The sequence below is a fragment of the Rhodococcus globerulus genome, assembly GCF_019334125.1.
GTDB classification, from domain to species: Bacteria; Actinomycetota; Actinomycetes; order Mycobacteriales; family Mycobacteriaceae; genus Rhodococcus_F; species Rhodococcus_F globerula.
Window position 1 is genome coordinate 4,267,853 of record NZ_CP079698.1, and the last position, 16,752, is coordinate 4,284,604.

Annotated in this window: 16 protein-coding genes; 9 read left to right on the forward strand and 7 right to left on the reverse strand. The window is 59.7% G+C overall.

The genetic code is table 11. The features are described from left to right. Position 1: 1 nt before the first annotated feature. Complete coding sequence (locus KYT97_RS19435; protein WP_233363932.1) at positions 2–1,057, reverse strand: ParA family protein; 1,056 nt, start codon at positions 1,055–1,057, stop codon at positions 2–4. 60 nt (positions 1,058–1,117) lie between these two features. After that, complete coding sequence (rsmG, locus tag KYT97_RS19440; protein ID WP_033235301.1) at positions 1,118–1,798, reverse strand: 16S rRNA (guanine(527)-N(7))-methyltransferase RsmG; 681 nt, start codon at positions 1,796–1,798, stop codon at positions 1,118–1,120. Between the two features lie 329 nt (positions 1,799–2,127). Between rsmG and KYT97_RS19445 the strand changes: the two genes are divergently transcribed. Then, positions 2,128–2,769 carry a hypothetical protein gene (locus tag KYT97_RS19445; protein ID WP_219110495.1) on the forward strand — a complete coding sequence of 214 codons (642 nt, stop codon included), beginning with the start codon at positions 2,128–2,130 and terminating at the stop codon, positions 2,767–2,769. Positions 2,770–2,923: 154 nt separating this feature from the next. Here KYT97_RS19445 and KYT97_RS19450 read toward each other — a convergent pair whose 3' ends face one another. Genes KYT97_RS19450 through rpmH form a run of 5 tightly spaced genes read right to left on the reverse strand, consistent with a single transcriptional unit; the run spans position 2,924 to position 5,537 of the window. Next, positions 2,924–3,496, reverse strand: a complete 573-nt coding sequence (locus tag KYT97_RS19450) for a Jag family protein (protein ID WP_033235303.1) — start codon at positions 3,494–3,496, stop codon at positions 2,924–2,926. Positions 3,497–3,516: 20 nt separating this feature from the next. Continuing rightward, positions 3,517–4,632, reverse strand: a complete 1,116-nt coding sequence (yidC, locus tag KYT97_RS19455) for a membrane protein insertase YidC (RefSeq protein WP_033235304.1) — start codon at positions 4,630–4,632, stop codon at positions 3,517–3,519. A gap of 4 nt (positions 4,633–4,636) precedes the next feature. Further along, entirely contained in the window at positions 4,637–4,990 is a 354-nt protein-coding gene (yidD, locus tag KYT97_RS19460) for a membrane protein insertion efficiency factor YidD (protein ID WP_072782717.1), read from the reverse strand. Next, entirely contained in the window at positions 4,987–5,367 is a 381-nt protein-coding gene (gene rnpA, locus KYT97_RS19465; protein WP_045066064.1) for a ribonuclease P protein component, read from the reverse strand. The genes yidD and rnpA overlap by 4 nt, the downstream gene beginning before the upstream one ends. A 26-nt stretch (positions 5,368–5,393) precedes the next feature. Beyond that, complete coding sequence (rpmH, locus tag KYT97_RS19470) at positions 5,394–5,537, reverse strand: 50S ribosomal protein L34 (RefSeq protein ID WP_003942540.1); 144 nt, start codon at positions 5,535–5,537, stop codon at positions 5,394–5,396. 816 nt (positions 5,538–6,353) lie between these two features. Between rpmH and dnaA the strand changes: the two genes are divergently transcribed. The 8 genes from dnaA (at position 6,354) to gyrB (ending at position 16,749) form a co-directional block, all read left to right on the forward strand. After that, positions 6,354–7,907 carry a chromosomal replication initiator protein DnaA gene (gene dnaA / locus KYT97_RS19475; protein ID WP_033235306.1) on the forward strand — a complete coding sequence of 518 codons (1,554 nt, stop codon included), beginning with the start codon at positions 6,354–6,356 and terminating at the stop codon, positions 7,905–7,907. A gap of 580 nt (positions 7,908–8,487) precedes the next feature. Beyond that, on the forward strand, positions 8,488–9,672 hold the full coding sequence (gene dnaN / locus KYT97_RS19480) for a DNA polymerase III subunit beta (RefSeq protein ID WP_033235307.1): 1,185 nt from the start codon (positions 8,488–8,490) through the stop codon (positions 9,670–9,672). Positions 9,673–9,694: 22 nt separating this feature from the next. After that, on the forward strand, positions 9,695–10,933 hold the full coding sequence (recF, locus tag KYT97_RS19485; protein ID WP_095887548.1) for a DNA replication/repair protein RecF: 1,239 nt from the start codon (positions 9,695–9,697) through the stop codon (positions 10,931–10,933). Next, positions 10,926–11,459, forward strand: a complete 534-nt coding sequence (locus KYT97_RS19490; RefSeq protein WP_033235309.1) for a DUF721 family protein — start codon at positions 10,926–10,928, stop codon at positions 11,457–11,459. The genes recF and KYT97_RS19490 overlap by 8 nt, the downstream gene beginning before the upstream one ends. Positions 11,460–11,546: 87 nt before the next feature. Further along, entirely contained in the window at positions 11,547–12,440 is an 894-nt protein-coding gene (locus KYT97_RS19495; RefSeq protein WP_219110496.1) for a metal-dependent hydrolase, read from the forward strand. Positions 12,441–12,544: 104 nt separating this feature from the next. Next, positions 12,545–13,564 (forward strand): PDR/VanB family oxidoreductase, encoded by a 1,020-nt coding sequence (locus KYT97_RS19500; protein WP_425332409.1) that lies wholly within the window; start codon positions 12,545–12,547, stop codon positions 13,562–13,564. Between the two features lie 27 nt (positions 13,565–13,591). Continuing rightward, positions 13,592–14,515: an alpha/beta fold hydrolase gene (locus tag KYT97_RS19505; RefSeq protein ID WP_141485314.1), complete on the forward strand. Its 924-nt coding sequence runs from the start codon at positions 13,592–13,594 to the stop codon at positions 14,513–14,515. A 197-nt stretch (positions 14,516–14,712) separates the two neighbouring features. Beyond that, positions 14,713–16,749 (forward strand): DNA topoisomerase (ATP-hydrolyzing) subunit B, encoded by a 2,037-nt coding sequence (gyrB, locus tag KYT97_RS19510; protein WP_033235312.1) that lies wholly within the window; start codon positions 14,713–14,715, stop codon positions 16,747–16,749. Positions 16,750–16,752 lie beyond the last annotated feature (3 nt).

Here is a 16,752-nt window from a genome sequence, read left to right on the forward strand (position 1 = left end):
CTCACTGCTCCTGCGTCGTAGTGGTGACAGAGCGTCCGGCCAATTCGCGGCCGGCATCGAGGTAACTCATCGCCCCGCGTGAACCCGGGTCGTAATCGAGAACGGTCATGCCGTAGCCCGGAGCTTCGGAAACCTTGACGCTTCGGGGAATCACAGCCCGGAGAACGGTGTCGCCGAAGTGCTTACGCACCTCTTCTGCCACCTGGTCGGCGAGCTTGGTGCGGCCGTCGTACATCGTCAGCAGAACGGTCGAGACATGCAGATCGGGATTCAGGTGTGCCTGCACCAATTCGATGTTTCGCAGCAACTGGCCGACACCCTCGAGGGCGTAGTACTCGCACTGAATCGGGATCAGAACTTCCTTGGCCGCGACCATCGCGTTGACGGTCAGAAGGCCGAGAGACGGCGGGCAGTCGATGAGGACGAAGTCCACGTCCAGCTCCGCGAGCACCTTGTCGTTGAGCGCGCCCTTGAGACGATTCTCGCGAGCCACCATCGACACCAGTTCGATCTCGGCGCCGGCCAAGTCGATTGTCGCGGGGATGCAGAGAAGCCGTTCACTGTGCGGGCTTGTCTGAACCGCGTCAACGGCCTTCACTTCGCCGATGAGGAGCTCATAGCTCGAAGGGGTACCCGAGGTGTGAACGACGCCCAGAGCGGTGCTGGCGTTGCCCTGAGGGTCCAAATCGACCACGAGGACGGTAAGCCCTTGAAGGGCGAGCGCAGAAGCGAGGTTGACGGTTGTTGTTGTCTTGCCGACGCCACCCTTCTGGTTGGCGATCGTGATGACCCGACGGAAAGCGGGCTTTGGCAGGGTCACCGAGTGCGGGTGCAGCACCTGGCTTGCGCGATGCGCGGCAGCGCCGATCGGAGTCTCTTCCGAGGAGATCTCGGAATAGGGAGCCGTGAAATTCTCGTCGTCATTGATCACCGGATCCGCGTTCACGCTCGGCTGCGGTGTTGCTGTTTCACGTGAAACAGCGGTCTCCGGCGACGGAGCGGTTTCGGACGTAGTAACAATTTCCGGTGAAACCACGGCTTCAGATCGACCCGACATTGACTGCTCCTTCGATTGCGAATCGACCATTGCGTGCTCTCATCATGTGTACTTCCTTCGTCATCGCTGACGCCGTTTGGGGAGACGCTCGGCCTTGACCACGACGGTGGGTGTCCGGAGAAATTTGGATCCACACTCGAGTATTTCGAACTTGCCCGCGCCGAGTTTGGTCAACGCGGTTCGGTCGCGCTCGATCTCTTCCGCAGCGCTCGAACCCTTCAGCGCAAGCATCCGACCGTGCTCGTGAATGAGGGGGAGTGACCAACGGGCCAGCTTTTCCAACGGCGCAACAGCACGCGACGTCACTACGTCGGCACCGCCGGCTTCCTTCACTACGCCAGATTCTTCGGCGCGCCCCCGGACCACCAGAACATCCAATCCGTTGGATTCGATGAACTCGGCGAGGTACACAGACCGTCGTAGAAGCGGTTCAACCAGGGTGACTTTGAGGTCCGGCCGCGCGATTGCGAGAGGGATACCCGGCAACCCGGCTCCACTTCCTACGTCGACAACAGACTCACCTTCGGCGATCAACTCACCAATAACAGCGCAGTTGAGCAAGTGACGTTCCCAGAGTCGCGGCACCTCGCGAGGTCCGATGAGCCCACGCTCAACGCCGTCCGTTGCCAGAGATTGGTAGTAGCGTTCTGCAATGTCGTATCGATCGCCGAACACAGCGCGCGCAGTCGCTTGTTCATCCCAGTCAACCGACGCCGCACCATTTTGTTCCACGTGAAACATCCTCCCGCGTATACCGCGAAATCAACAATCAAGACCAAAGTTATTATCCGTGTTATCGCCGACAAGTGTTCACTTCTACGCGTCGACTCGCTGTGAGTCTGCCAACTCATTCGCGGTCGCGCCAGGTTTCACGTGAAACATGCCCATTCAAAGAGAGATACCCCTCGAGCAGTATCATCACAGTGACGAAACTAAGCGGGGTTCCTTTATGGGGAAATTTCATCCCGAAAACTGTCTAATTCATTGAACTTGAGGTGAGGCGTTTCACGTGAAACCATCCGGCGCATTCATCCCGCCCCAGACATTCTGAAAATGACACTTACCGACTCGTGGCTCACGTACATGGGTGCGGGTTCTACTCACTTCATGACGGCCAGGAACAGCCGACCGGGGGAGGGGACTTCATCGGCAGCCTGTTCCCGAACTTCGGTTTGCTCGGTCTCGACGAATTAGTCGCCAACCATAAATACTGCCGAGATCCGGAAACACTCCATGACACTGAAGGACTCGGCGACGACTGGATTCAGGTCGCTCGGCAGCAACAAGGTTTCGTTCGCGAGTTCGGCTGGGAGGTCGCTGATGACTGCAATCCTGTATCGGCGTCGTTGACGGACTATGTCGATTCGGTTCGGATCAGTATCGAATCGGGCACCGAACATTCCGGCCTGCTTCCGACCTTCGAGGAAGGCGCGCTCATATGGGACGTCGACTACAGCGACAGCCCTCCGCCGGTACCTCCGCCGGTACCTCCGCCGAAACCGACTGTGATTCGAATACCGTTCGCCCTAACGAGCTTTCTGCCGTCACAGATCGGTCCCGAAGATGACCTGATCGATCTCGACTTCGTCAGGCAAGCAATCATCGACGGTTGTACGCGATCTACCGCCCCAAGTGCCCCCGCCAACGAGGTGTCTCGGTCAGTTGGCTCCTCGGGCTCGACACACGGACTGTCACATTCGTTGCCGTGGTGACGGATATCGGCAACGAGGTGATCGTTCACGAGATACCAGAAGAGGGTGCCGTTTCCGCGACCGTTTCACGTGAAACCGATTGCCGGAAAATGCAAAAAGAATGCGAGCCCCGGATCGAATCCGGGGCTCGCATTCTCGTACTGCTGGGGGAGTGTCAGTCCTTCAGGACAACCACTCGACGTGACGGCTCAGCGCCTTCACTTTCGCTCGATACGCCCTTCACCTTGGCGACGGCGTCGTGCACGATCTTGCGTTCGAACGGCGTCATCGGCGCCAGTTCTTCACGCTCACCGGTTTCGAGAACACGTGCAGCAGCCTCGGCACCGAGGGCACTGAGTGCTTCACGACGGCCTGCGCGCCACCCGGCGATATCGAGCATCAAGCGGCTACGTTCGCCTGTGGACTGCTGGACGGCAAGGCGGGTCAATTCCTGGAGAGCGTCGAGAACCTCGCCCTTACGGCCAACCAGCTTGGTCAGATCGTCCCCGCCGTCGATGCTGACGATCGCACGATCGCCCTCGACGTCCAGGTCGATATCACCGTCGAAGTCGAGTACATCGAGCAACTGCTCGAGGTAATCGCCGGCGATTTCGCCTTCTTCGATCAGGTCGTCGTCAGAATCGTCGATGTCTGAATCTTCGACGTCGACGTCGGTAACGGGCGCAGCGATTTCAGTGCTCACGTCTGCGTTTTCTCCATCCAAAGCGGTGTCAGCATCACTGGACATTGGTCGTTCTCTTTCCTCGATCAGCGCCGCTTATTGCGCTTGGGGGAGTTACCGCGATTGCTCTGTGGCCGGTTCTGTTTCGGTTTCGACGAAGCGCCGCCACCCCCCGAGCCGGTGGGCTTGGTCGCTGGCTTGTCGGCCTTGTTGAGAGATACCTCGGGCAACTCGGATTCGTCTGATGATTCCGTCGCACTCAGTGCTGCCGGAGATCCCTTTTTCTTGGCGGGATTCGGGCGAGCACCGGGCTTGGGAGCATTGTCGTTTCGACGTGAGATCGCTTCTTGCTTCTTCTCTTCTTCTTCGGCATCGATCTTGCGGAAGACGAGGTGCTGCTGGCCGTAGGTCCAGATGTTGTTGGCAACCCAGTACAGAAGAATTGCGATAGGCAGGAACGGTCCACCGACCAGAACACCGAGCGGGAAAACGTAGAGCGCGAGCTTGTTCATGATCGCGGACTGTGGATTCGCTGCGGCAGCTTCGGACTGGCGGGCGACGGATGCGCGGGAGTTGAAGTGCGTAGCAATGCTCGCGATGATCATCAGCGGAGCTGCAACCAGGATGATGTTCAGTCGTGACGGCAACTCGGGAACGTTCTCGGTGACGTAAGCCTGAAGCTGTGCGACTGGGGTTGTGATCGCAGCCGAGATCGGTGCACCGAACAGACGTGCGTCCAGGAAGGATTGCACATCCGCAGCGCTGAACACGTAGTTAGGCGTGCTGGCGTTCGTAGCGGGATCCATACCCAGCTGACCCATACCGGTTCCGGTTCGGTTGAACGAACGTAGAACGTGGAACAGACCGATGAAGACGGGTGCCTGAGCCAAGACCGGGAGGCAACCCATGATCGGGTTGAATCCGTGCTCTTTCTGGAGCTTCTGCATCTCGACAGCTTGACGCTGACGGTCACCTGAGTACTTCTTCTGCAGAGCCTTGATCTGCGGCTGCAGTTCCTGCATCTGTCTGGTGGTGCGGACCTGCTTCACGAACGGCTTGTACAGAACCGCACGCAGCGTAAACACCAGGAACACCACTGCGAGTGCCCAGGCGAAACCGCTGTCTGCGCCGAACACAAAGCCGAAGACCTTGTGCCAGACCCACAGAATCGCGGAGACCGGATAGTAAATGAAATTGAGCACGGCTCTAAGTACTCCTCTGTTCGTCCATAGGACCGCGGTGGCGGCAACCCGCATCACGGCCACGACGGGGCGGAACGGGGTCCCACCCTCCAGAATGCCAGGGGGCACACTTCGCCAACCGCACCACAGTCAAGAAAAGGCCTTTGATCGCCCCGTGCGTACGGAGGGCATCCACCGCATACTCGCTACACGTGGGGGTGAACCGGCAGGTCGGCATCCGCAGGGGCGACACATACGTCCGGTACAACTCGATACAGAAGATGAGAACAGTGGCGGGAGCGCGACGCACAGCCTTCAAAACCGTCAGAAAACGGGAGGCTGAGGGAGTTTCGATCTGCTCATCGAGCGGAGTACTCATGGCTCTTCACTTACCGACACCAATAGATTCATTTTGCCCAGACCTGCGCGCAACTGCTTGGCCAACTCATCGGAACTGGCGCTCGCGCTACCTGGAAGTGCACGAATAACCACATCGGTTTCCGGTGAAACCTGTTGTGCGAGGTCTGCACATATATGACGAAGCCGGCGCGCGACTCGATGTCGAATCACCGCCGGCCCGACAGCCTTGCTCACGATCAGCCCGAATCGGGGACCGTGATTTGTTACTACCAACGCCTCTACCTGCTCGCGATCAAACGCGTGCACGACAAGGTCGCGTCTTCCCATACGACGACCACGTCGCACCGCCACGGAAAAATCCGAGTGGCGGCGCAACCGGTACGGCTCAGGCAACACCCCGAGCTCCTGATCTCAGAATCAGATCAGGCTGTCAGGGAATCGCGGCCCTTACGGCGACGCGCCGAAACGATTGCACGACCCGCACGGGTACGCATACGAAGACGGAAGCCGTGAACACGCGCGCGGCGGCGATTATTCGGCTGGAACGTCCGCTTGCCCTTGGCCACGGTCAACACTCCTCGAAGTTCATTGGCGCCTCCCGGCGCCCTCTAATTGATCGGCGCCACCTGAGCGCCTTGGATCTAACGGTCTTCTCCACCCGGCAAGCGGCTTGGATAATCCTTCCGACCCGACATATGTAGTCAGCACGAAACGATCACCACCAGCGGGTGACTGTTCGAGGTTACTTACCACCGTTGCCAAGGTCAAACCAGCGCATTCGGCGGACACTCCTTCGAAGCAGAAGCGACACGCCGAATGTCCTCGAATCCCCGATTTTCGAACCCAGATGTGCATAGGTCGTTGACCTCGAGCGAGGCACCGAGTGTGACCTTGGCAACATTTTCGCAACGGTGCTCAGAGCATACAAAACCCGGTGTACGCAATTCCGGCAGAGAAGCACTCGACAAGGCCTCATCTGCACGTTCGGTCCGGGGGTCAGGTTGCGACGCGGAAACCCAAGTTTTGGCATTCATCCACAGGGCTGTGAGTATCAACGCACCGCTACCGCCGAGTGTCCAACGCCTCGAGTTACATCAAAAGGCCAGGTAGATCGACTTCGGGTCGGATTCTCAGGAAAAATCCCACAAATAAACCGACTCGGTGCACGTTTGTCCACATCTGTGGATAATTGTGTGGAAACACAGTTCAGGTGGCATATTCGTAGGCTGTTACGAGGTTTCTCACCTCAGGTGGCAGACACACCAACAGACATAACAAAAGTGTCACACCAGCGCACATCCCCACCACCGAACATCCATGCCGCAGCAACGTGCTCGGTAGCGCCAGCGAACTCGCTGTCGGTGAAACACGGAAGGAACCACGTGAACGACGATCCCAACGCGCTCGAACGTGCCTGGGTCGACGTGGTTGCAGAACTCACGAGTGATGACCCCGGGAACGATCTTCCGATACTGAGTAGTAAGCAGAAGGCATTCGTCCGCCTGGTGAGACCACTCACACTCGCGCAAGGATTTGCACTCCTCTCGGTTCCGTCGTCCTTCGCTCAGGAGACCATCGAGCGCGATCTGCGCGAACCGATTCTGCAAGCACTCGGACGACATCTCGGTGGACAGGTCGAGGGCCTCGGCGTCCGTATCGCTCCTCCCGACGAAGATTCGGCAGAACCGGAAGAGCGCACAGGAAGCCGGCAGTTCGAATCGGTCAGCAGTTCCGGCGCCTACCGTCGACGCCGATTCACCGAAGGCGACGGAGAACCATCCGACTCCGAGACCGCCGAGAGCGAAGAGGTCGACGACGACCGGGAAGCATTGGCGAGCGTTCACGAATCGTGGCCGTCGTACTTCACGAAACCGCCGTCGACGCCATCCTCGTCGAATTCCGGTGCAAACAGCCTCAACGCGAAGTACACGTTCGACACGTTTGTCATCGGTTCGTCCAACCGATTTGCTCACGCCGCCGCGGTCGCGATCGCGGAGGCGCCCGCCCGGGCCTACAACCCTCTCTTCATCTGGGGCGCGTCCGGGCTCGGCAAGACGCATCTGCTGCACGCGGCCGGCCACTATGCGCAACGGCTCTTTCCCGGTATGCGCGTGAAGTACGTCTCCACGGAAGAATTCACGAACGACTTCATCAACAGTCTTCGCGACGACCGCAAGGTGGCATTCAAGCGCCGCTACCGCGAGACGGACGTCCTCCTCGTCGACGACATCCAGTTCATCGAAGGCAAGGAAGGTATCCAGGAAGAGTTCTTCCACACCTTCAACACCTTGCACAACGCGAACAAACAGATCGTCGTCTCCTCCGACCGGCCGCCCAAGCAGTTGGCAACCCTCGAGGAGCGTCTGCGAACGCGATTCGAATGGGGCCTGATCACCGACGTTCAGCCGCCGGAACTCGAGACGCGTATCGCGATCTTGAGCAAGAAGGCGCGGATGGATCGCCTCGAGGTGCCGCACGACGTCCTCGAGCTGATCGCCAGCCGGATCGAGCGCAACATCCGCGAGCTCGAGGGCGCGTTGATTCGTGTCACCGCGTTTGCCTCGCTCAACCGGCAGCCGTTGGATCTCACGTTGGCGGAAGTTGTCCTTCGGGACCTGATGCCTGATTCGTCGAGCCTCGAGATCAATGCGGCGACGATCATGGCCGTGACGGCCGAATACTTCAATATGTCGATCGACGACCTCTGCGGGCCGGGTAAGGCCCGTCCGCTCGCTCAGGCACGCCAGATCTCTATGTATCTGTGCCGTGAGCTGACGGATTTGTCATTGCCGAAGATCGGTCAGACGTTCGGGCGTGACCACACCACGGTCATGTACGCGGACAAGAAGATCCGTAAGGAAATGACCGAACGTCGCAAGGTGTACGACCAGGTACAAGAGCTGACGGCTCGGATCAAGCAGCGTTCCAAGCGCTGACCTGCATTTTTACCGGTGCCCCCTCGAGGGGGAAAGTCCTTCCCTCGAGGGGGCACCGCTGTGTCGACTGCGTCCCTCGAGGGCGTGTCATTCCTCCAAACCCACGACACGCCAGGGTTCGACACGCCGATTTAGTTAAACCTTTCGTTTCTTCTGGAAAGTATTCACATCTGGGGATAACTGTGTGGATAACTTCGAAAGTCTGTGGAGATCTCGAGGAGTAATCCGAAAACTTCTTGTCTGTGCACAGAGGGGCCTGATCGCTCCTCGAGTCTGTCCTCGAGAAGTCCACAAGCCCTCGAGGGGGCAGACCTGCATCGACAACCGTTACTCCACAGATTGCACAGGACTTATTACTACTACTGAGAAATTTCTAGGAAAAGCTCTTTAAAAGTAGATTTGTGGACAACTCCTGTGAGGAACCTCGGAACGGGCCTCGCTCGTCCCCGTCTCGGCTTTCCTGATCGCCCCTCGAGGGCATACGGTTGGCGTCGCACCCCGTTGTGCCAAACTTGTCATCTGACGTCTGTGCCAGACTTGCTGTCACCAGAACATGCCTACCGAGAGGAATTACCCGGCGATGGAGCTTGGAAGCCTGAAGTTTCGCGTATCCCGGGAAGAGTTCGCAGATTCAGTTGCATGGGTTGCCCGTAGCCTCCCCTCGAGGCCGCCGGTTCCCGTTCTCGGTGGCGTTCTTCTCGATGCAACCGAACAGGGACTCACGGTCTCCGGCTTCGACTACGAGGTATCCGCTCAGGTTCGCGTTTCCGCAGATGTCACCACTGTCGGTCAGGTCCTGGTTTCCGGTCGCCTCCTTGCCGACATCACCAAGTCCTTGCCCAACAAGCCTGTCGATGTCACCCTCGAGGGCACTCGCGTTCTGATCTCGTGCGGAAGCGCAAAGTTCTCCCTGCCGACGATGCCGGTCGAGGACTACCCGCAGCTTCCGACGCTTCCGCAGCAGTCGGGTTCCATCCCGGTAGATCTGTTCTCCGAAGCGATCAGTCAGGTTGCCATCGCAGCCGGTAAAGATGACACCCTGCCGATGTTGACCGGTATTCGCGTCGAGATCGCCCAGAATTCCATTGTTCTGGCTGCGACCGACCGTTTCCGTCTTGCTGTCCGTGAGCTCGAATGGATGCCGGCAAACCCCGATGTCGAGGCTGCGGTTCTCATCCCGGCAAAGACCCTGTCCGAATCCGCGAAAACGCTTGCCGGAAACGCAAGTTCACCGGTCGAGCTGGCTCTCGGTTCCGGCTCGAGCATCGGCAACGACGGCCTCCTCGGTATCGTCAACGACGGCCGTCGCACAACGACTCGCCTCCTCGATGCCGAGTTCCCGAAGTTCCGCCAGCTTCTGCCGGCGCAGCACACGGCTATGGCAACCGTCGAGGTTGTTCCACTGATCGAAGCCATCAAGCGTGTAGCTCTCGTGGCAGAGCGTGGCGCTCAGGTGCGTTTGCAGTTCTCTTCCGAGGGACTGCTGCTCTCCGCTGGTGGCGACGACGCCGGCCGCGCTGAGGAAACTCTCAACGCAACGTTCCAGGGTGAGCCGTTGACCATTGCGTTCAACCCCGGATACCTCACGGATGGACTGAACTCGCTGCACAGCGAGAACGTCCTGTTCGGCTTCACGACGCCCAGCCGTCCCGCAGTTCTGCGTCCGGCTACCGACGAAGATCCGACACCGGACGAGTCGGGTAACTTCGCTGCGCCCTCGAGCGAATACACCTACCTGCTGATGCCGGTTCGACTTCCAGGCTGATAATTGCTGTTGGGCGGCATGAGTGTTCGTTCGTAGATTCTCGTTGCGGGACTTCCGTTCGTGGGATTCCCTGACACTCGATCTGGTACCGGGAACCACTGTGTTCCTCGGTTCCAACGGGCACGGTAAAACCAACATCCTCGAGTCGCTCGGCTACTTGTCGACGCTGTCTTCTCATCGGGTTTCTTCTGATGCCCCGATGATTCGCAACGGTTCCGCTAGCGCTTTTGCCGGTGCAACGGTGGTCAATTCCGGTCGTGAACTCACCATCGACGTCGAGCTGATCGAGGGAAAGTCCAACCGCGCCAGGATAAATCAGTCGCCGGCGCGGCGTCCCCGCGAAGTACTCGGCATCCTTCAGTCCGTGATGTTTGCGCCGGAGGATCTGTCGTTGGTTCGCGGTGATCCTGGTGACCGCCGGCGATATCTCGACGAATTGTTGACGTTCCGCATCCCTCGAATGGCCGCTGTACGTGCGGATTACGACAAGGTGTTACGTCAACGCTCAGCGCTGCTGAAAACGGCGGGCGGGGCACTACGACGCGGTTCCGGTAGCGGCGAGAATGTTCTCTCCACCCTCGAGGTGTGGGACGGGCATTTGGCGGCGCACGGCGCACAATTGTTGGCCGGACGCCTCGAGTTGGTTCACGATCTCGCTCCGCACCTTGCCGAATCGTATCGCTCGATAGCGCCGGAATCGAGGCCAGCGTCGATGCGATACCGCAGCAGCCTCGGAATGTCCTTGGATCCTGAATTCACCGATCCCACAAGGATTCCCGGAATCGACGACGTCGCGTACCTCGAGGAGCGTTTCCATCACGAACTGTCGGTGATGCGAACCAAGGAAATCGATCGGGGTGTATGTCTGGTCGGTCCGCACCGTGACGACCTCGAGTTGATTCTCGGGGACAGCCCCGCAAAGGGTTTTGCCAGTCATGGGGAATCGTGGTCGTTTGCGTTGTCGCTGCGGCTCGCGGGGTTTGCGTTGCTGCGAACAGAAGGCAGTGACCCCGTATTGCTGCTCGACGACGTTTTTGCGGAATTGGATCGGCGCCGTCGCCGTGCGTTGGCTGCGGTCGCCGCCACCGCTGAACAGGTCATTGTCACCGCCGCAGTTCCGGAGGACGTTCCGGACGAACTCGAGGCAGCCAAGTTCGGCGTCGAAGCATCGGAAACACCCGAAGGTCGTATTTCACGGATAGTCTCGAAAGACTGGTCTGCGACGACGGACTTGTCCGAGGGGGTCGAGAATCGTGACTGACGAAAAAGAGCCCGAACTTCGGGGTATCGATTTGGCTCGCCGAGCCCTCGAGGAGGCCCGCGCTGCGGCTAAGGCCAATGGCAAAGCTGTCGGCCAGGGCCGGTCGTCGCCCAAGTTCGGTAGCGGTAGGCCGCGTCGACGCGGAGGGTGGTCCGGCCCCGGCCCCGATGCCCGCGACCCACAACCGTTCGGTGCACTGACCAGCGCGGTATCCAAATCACGCGGCTGGTCCCCGAGAGTGTCCGAAGGGACGGTTCTCGGCCGGTGGCCGCAGGTTGTCGGTGAAGACATCTCGGCGCACGCCGAGCCCATTTCCCTTCGTGAAGGGGTTCTGAGCATCTCGGCGGAGTCGACGGCCTGGGCGACTCAGTTGCGGATGATGCAGTCCCAGATTCTCGCGAAAATCGCAGTTGCTGTGGGTGACGGCGTCGTGAAGACACTACGAATTACAGGACCGAGCGCACCCAGTTGGCGTAAAGGCGAAAGGCACGTCAAAGGCCGCGGACCTCGCGATACGTATGGCTGAGTAAGGCCTGGTTGTACCTATTACTTCATGTTACAGTTACCCCCGTTACTGGGTGAACTGTGTCACAGAGCATGAAGGGGTAGTCAGATGCCGAGCAAGGTACATGCCGAGCCTGATCACATCTTGTTGCAGGCACGCAATGTCGAATTCGACTGGTCCGACCTGCCGATGCACTGGATTCCGGGCGACCCGTTCAGTACTCACGTACTCAACGTGCTGCATCTGCTGCTTCCAGCCGGTGAAGAGTGGTTTGTCGAAACGTTCAAGGAAGCACTCCCTCTCATCGAAGACGAGAAACTTCGTGACGACGTTGTCGGCTTCATCGGCCAGGAAGCCATGCACGCCGGTGCTCACACCGGTGTGCTGGTCCATCTGAAAGAAAACGGACTTGATCCGACGCCGTACACGCAGCAGATGGAATGGGCCTTCTCGAAACTGCTCGGACCCCGTCCCCTGACAGGCTTGCGAGCCGAGAATCACCTGGTCGAGCGTCTGGCGATCATCGCAGCCATCGAACACATCACAGCGTTTCTCGGTGACTGGGTTCTCAACGCCGACGGTCTGGATCGGGCCGGTATGCACCCGACGATGCTCGACCTGCTTCGTTGGCACGGAGCCGAGGAAGTCGAACACCGCTCCGTCGCGTACGACGTGATGCGCTACTTCGACAAGCGTGAAACCCGCCGTATCCGCACTCAGATCCTGGTCACGCCCGTCATCGTGTGGTTGTGGATCCGCGGAACCCGATTCCTGATGCGCAACGATCCCGAACTTGCCAACCAGGCGCCGAGTCGGCGTCGCCCGCACTTGTCGGATTTTGTGGCAGCAGGCAAGCGCGGCACCGTCCCCACCAGTTTCGAACTGGTCAAGCGGATGTCGACGTACTTCTCCAAGTCGTATCACCCCGGAAAAGAAGGTTCGACGGCTCAGGCCGTGAAGTACCTGGCATCCTCGCCGGCCGCGCAGGCGGCGGCACGGTGATTCCGTCGATCGCCAGGATCAAGGACGTCCTGATCGGGCACGACGGTCTTCCGCGGCACCAGGCTCCGCCAGATCTCGCAGGTCGCGCTCGCCCCGATCGGGCTATGCGGATCACAGAGTCGTTGGCGGACAAGTACCTTCGCGTTCTGACGGCATACGACTACAACCCGAAGATCGCCGGTCACAACCCGGATACCGCGCTGAACATGATGGTCAGTGCCCGCGAGGTCGTGGCGACAGACGAGAATGTTGTCCGCCTGCGCTTCGAGTCTGCAGACGGCTCACCGCTTCCCCCGTGGCAGCCCGGCTCTCATCTGGATTTCCATTTGCCTTCCGGTTTGCGTCGACAGTATTCGCTCTGCGGTGACCCCGCTGATCGCTGGGGATATACCGTCGCCGTGCGCCGAATTCCCGACGGTGGTGGTGGTTCCGTCGAAATGCATGCACTGCAACCAGGCGAGCACGTGACAGTTCGTGGTCCGCGCAACGGGTTTCCCTTTGTCGGCGAGGGTGGTGCACTCTTCATTGCCGGTGGTATCGGAATTACTCCGATCATTGCAATGGTCCGGGCCGCAAAGGAATTGGGAATGGACTGGCACTTCGTGTACTCGGGCCGCTCCCGCGAGTCCATGCCGTTCCTCGAGGAGATCGCTACCTGGGAATCGGAACGAGTATTCGTGCGGCCTGACGATGAATTCGGATTACCCACTGCCACAGATCTTCTGGAAAAGGCTCCGGAAGGTGGAGCCGTATATTGCTGTGGCCCGACGCCCATGCTCGACGCAGTGCGCACGAGTTTTCGTGAAACCTACTCCACGGCTTTGCATTTCGAAAGATTTGGAGCTCCGCCGGTAATTGGCGGGGTCCCGTTCGAAGTTCAATTGGTCAGCTCCGGTGAAGTGTTGACCGTGAATGCCGACCAGTCGGCACTCGACGTTGTCCGGAAAACCCTGCCCGGTGTCGGCTACTCGTGCCAGCAAGGCTTCTGCGGGACCTGCCGGGTGAAGGTTCTCGCCGGCACTCCGGATCACCGCGAAAACCGACTGACCGATGCCGAACGCGAAAACGAGATGCTGATTTGTGTGTCGCGTTCCGACGGCGGACGACTGGTACTCGATCTCTAGTTCTACTCACCTACGAAGGGTCTGCAGATGACCAAGCACGCGCCTCTCCATGCCGTAACTGCACGCAGCGTCACCAACGGTGCCGTCAGCCTTGCCGTATTCGAGCAGGGCCCGGTGGACGGTGAGACGATCGTCCTCGTTCACGGGTGGCCGGACACTCACGAACTGTGGAACCGCGTCGCGGCGCTGCTGGCCGACAATTTCCGTGTTGTCACCTACGACAGCCGTGGGGCCGGCGAGAGCACGATCCCGTCGCGAGTGCAGGACTACCAACTCAGTGCGATGGCCGGTGATCTGTTTGCCGTGATCGACGCCGTCAGTCCGAACGAGCCGGTTCACGTCGTTGCTCATGACTGGGGATCCGTCGAAACCTGGGAGGCCGTCTGCGAGCCGGGCGCCGAGGAAAAGATCGCATCCTTCAGTTCCATATCGGGACCGAATCTCGACCATCTCGGTAAATGGATCCGTTCCAGTGCGTCCAAGCGGCGGTTCCGCGGGCCGGCCGCGCAAGCTGTGGCGTCGGCGTACACGGTGCTGTTTCAGATTCCAGGTCTGTGCACGGTGCCGTTGCGGCTGTGGTTTTCCAAGCACTGGCCGGCATTTCTGGGATTTTTCGACGGTCTCGACCCGAAATCGGTGGTGACCGCGCCGACAATTGCCGACGACATGGTTAACGGTCTCAAGTTGTACCGAGCCAATATTCGGCCTGCTCTGGGCAAACCGCGTGAACGGTACACGGACGTTCCCGTTCAGTTGATCCTGAACAAGTACGACAAGGCAGTTCGCCCGGTGGGCTTCGAAGATACGGAAAAATGGGTCTCCGACCTGCGGCGAACCGAAATTGCGGCCGGTCACTGGTCGCCGATTTCACACGCCGGCGAGGTTGCCGAACATGCGCAGGCCTTTATTGCGAGCCTGAGAGAGCGTCGCCGGGAGAAGCAAACGTCCTAGCGATTCACCCTCCCAGGACCAAAATAATTCGCCTGTGGCGCAGCCAGGGGTGTCATTGGGCGGTTCCTGTCGGTGCTTACCAGTAAGATGGTCTCCGGTAACTAGCGGCAACATTCTCGAACCCGCTCCGACGACACCCGCAAGGGCTTGCTGACGGCTGCGCTCGAGTATTGACGGAGAAGGAGAGCTACCAACCCGTGGCTGCCCAGAAGTCAGATACAAGCACTTCCAGCAAGGACTACAACGCGTCGTCCATCACAGTCCTCGAAGGACTGGAAGCGGTACGTAAGCGCCCAGGCATGTACATCGGTTCCACCGGTGAGCGCGGCCTGCACCACCTGATTTGGGAGGTCGTCGACAACTCTGTCGACGAGGCGATGGCCGGACACGCCACCAAGGTCGAGGTCACCCTCCTCGAAGACGGCGGAATTCGCGTCGTCGACGACGGTCGTGGCATCCCGGTCGGAATGCACGCGTCCGGAGTTCCCACCGTCGAGGTCGTGCTGACTCAGCTGCACGCCGGTGGCAAGTTCGACTCCGATTCCTATGCCGTCTCCGGTGGTCTGCACGGTGTGGGCATCTCGGTGGTCAACGCGCTCTCCACCAGGCTCGACGTCGACATCAAGGTCGACGGCTACGAGTGGCATCAGACGTACACGGACTCCAAGCCCGGCGAGCTCATTCAAGGTCCCGCCACCAAGGAGACCGGTACCACGGTCAGCTTCTGGGCGGATCCCGAGATCTTCGAGACCACGCGCTACAACTTCGAGACCGTTGCGCGTCGCCTGCAGGAAATGGCTTTCCTCAACAAGGGTCTGACGATCACGCTCACCGACGAGCGCGCCGAGGTCATCGATGTCGACGAGGAATCGATCGACGTCGCGGAGGCACCCAAGTCGGCAGCCGAGACGCAGGAAGCGGCTGCTGCCGCTCCGCGCAAGGCCAAGACCCGCGTCTACCACTACCCGGGTGGACTCGAGGACTACGTCCGTCACATCAACAAGTCCAAGAGCCCCATCCACAACTCGGTGGTCGGATTTACGGCCAAGGGCACGGGCCACGAGCTCGAGGTAGCAATGCAGTGGAACTCCGGTTACTCGGAGTCCGTGCACACCTTCGCCAACACCATCAACACGCATGAGGGTGGAACGCACGAAGAGGGCTTCCGCGCGGCGCTCACCACGGTCGTCAACAAGTACGCCCGTGACAAGAAGCTGCTCAAGGAAAAAGAGCAGAACCTCAACGGTGACGACATCCGTGAGGGTCTCGCAGCCATCGTGTCGGTCAAGGTCGGTGAGCCGCAGTTCGAGGGCCAGACCAAGACCAAGCTCGGCAACACCGAGGTCAAGTCCTTTGTACAGAAGGCGTGCAACGAGCATCTTCAGCACTGGCTAGAGGCCAACCCCGCTGACGCCAAGACCATCGTGAACAAGGCGGTCTCGTCGGCGCAGGCCCGTATCGCTGCCCGTAAGGCCCGCGAATTGGTTCGCCGTAAGAGCGCGACCGATCTCGGTGGCCTGCCAGGCAAGCTTGCGGACTGCCGCTCCAACGATCCGGAAAAGTCCGAGATCTACATCGTGGAGGGTGACTCGGCAGGTGGCTCGGCCAAGTCCGGCCGCGACTCGATGTACCAGGCAATTCTGCCGCTGCGCGGCAAGATCCTCAACGTCGAGAAGGCCCGTCTTGACCGTGCATTGAAGAACACCGAAATCCAGTCGATGATCACCGCCTTCGGCACCGGCATCCACGACGAGTTCGATATCGCGAAGCTGCGCTATCACAAGATCGTGCTCATGGCCGACGCCGACGTCGACGGTCAGCACATCGCGACGCTGCTGCTCACGCTGCTGTTCCGCTTCATGCGCCCGCTGGTCGAGCACGGTCACGTCTACCTGGCCCAGCCGCCGCTGTACAAGCTGAAGTGGCAGCGCAGCGAGCCGGAATTCGCGTACTCCGATCGTGAGCGCGACGTCTTGGTGAAGGCTGGTCTCGAATCCGGCAAGAAGATCAACAAGGACGACGGCATCCAGCGTTACAAAGGCCTTGGCGAGATGAACGCCAAGGAACTGTGGGAAACCACGATGGACCCGACGGTGCGCGTTCTGCGCTTGGTGACGTTGGACGATGCCGCTGCCGCCGACGAACTGTTCAGCGTGTTGATGGGTGAGGACGTCGAGGCCCGGCGCAGCTTCATCATCCGCAATGCCAGGGATGTCCGTTTCCTCGACGTGTAGGGC

What these genes read in the sequence shown, in the direction of transcription:
- rsmG (WP_033235301.1), bottom strand. Translation starts at nt 1,798, where the DNA reads ATGTTTCACGTGGAACAAAATGGTGCGGCGTCGGTTGACTGGGATGAA.
- KYT97_RS19505 (WP_141485314.1), top strand. Translation starts at nt 13,592, where the DNA reads ATGACCAAGCACGCGCCTCTCCATGCCGTAACTGCACGCAGCGTCACC.
- yidD (WP_072782717.1), bottom strand. Translation starts at nt 4,990, where the DNA reads ATGAGTACTCCGCTCGATGAGCAGATCGAAACTCCCTCAGCCTCCCGT.
- dnaN (WP_033235307.1), top strand. Translation starts at nt 8,488, where the DNA reads ATGGAGCTTGGAAGCCTGAAGTTTCGCGTATCCCGGGAAGAGTTCGCA.
- KYT97_RS19435 (WP_233363932.1), bottom strand. Translation starts at nt 1,057, where the DNA reads ATGTCGGGTCGATCTGAAGCCGTGGTTTCACCGGAAATTGTTACTACG.
- KYT97_RS19495 (WP_219110496.1), top strand. Translation starts at nt 11,547, where the DNA reads ATGCCGAGCAAGGTACATGCCGAGCCTGATCACATCTTGTTGCAGGCA.
- KYT97_RS19500 (WP_425332409.1), top strand. Translation starts at nt 12,545, where the DNA reads ATGCGGATCACAGAGTCGTTGGCGGACAAGTACCTTCGCGTTCTGACG.
- KYT97_RS19450 (WP_033235303.1), bottom strand. Translation starts at nt 3,496, where the DNA reads ATGTCCAGTGATGCTGACACCGCTTTGGATGGAGAAAACGCAGACGTG.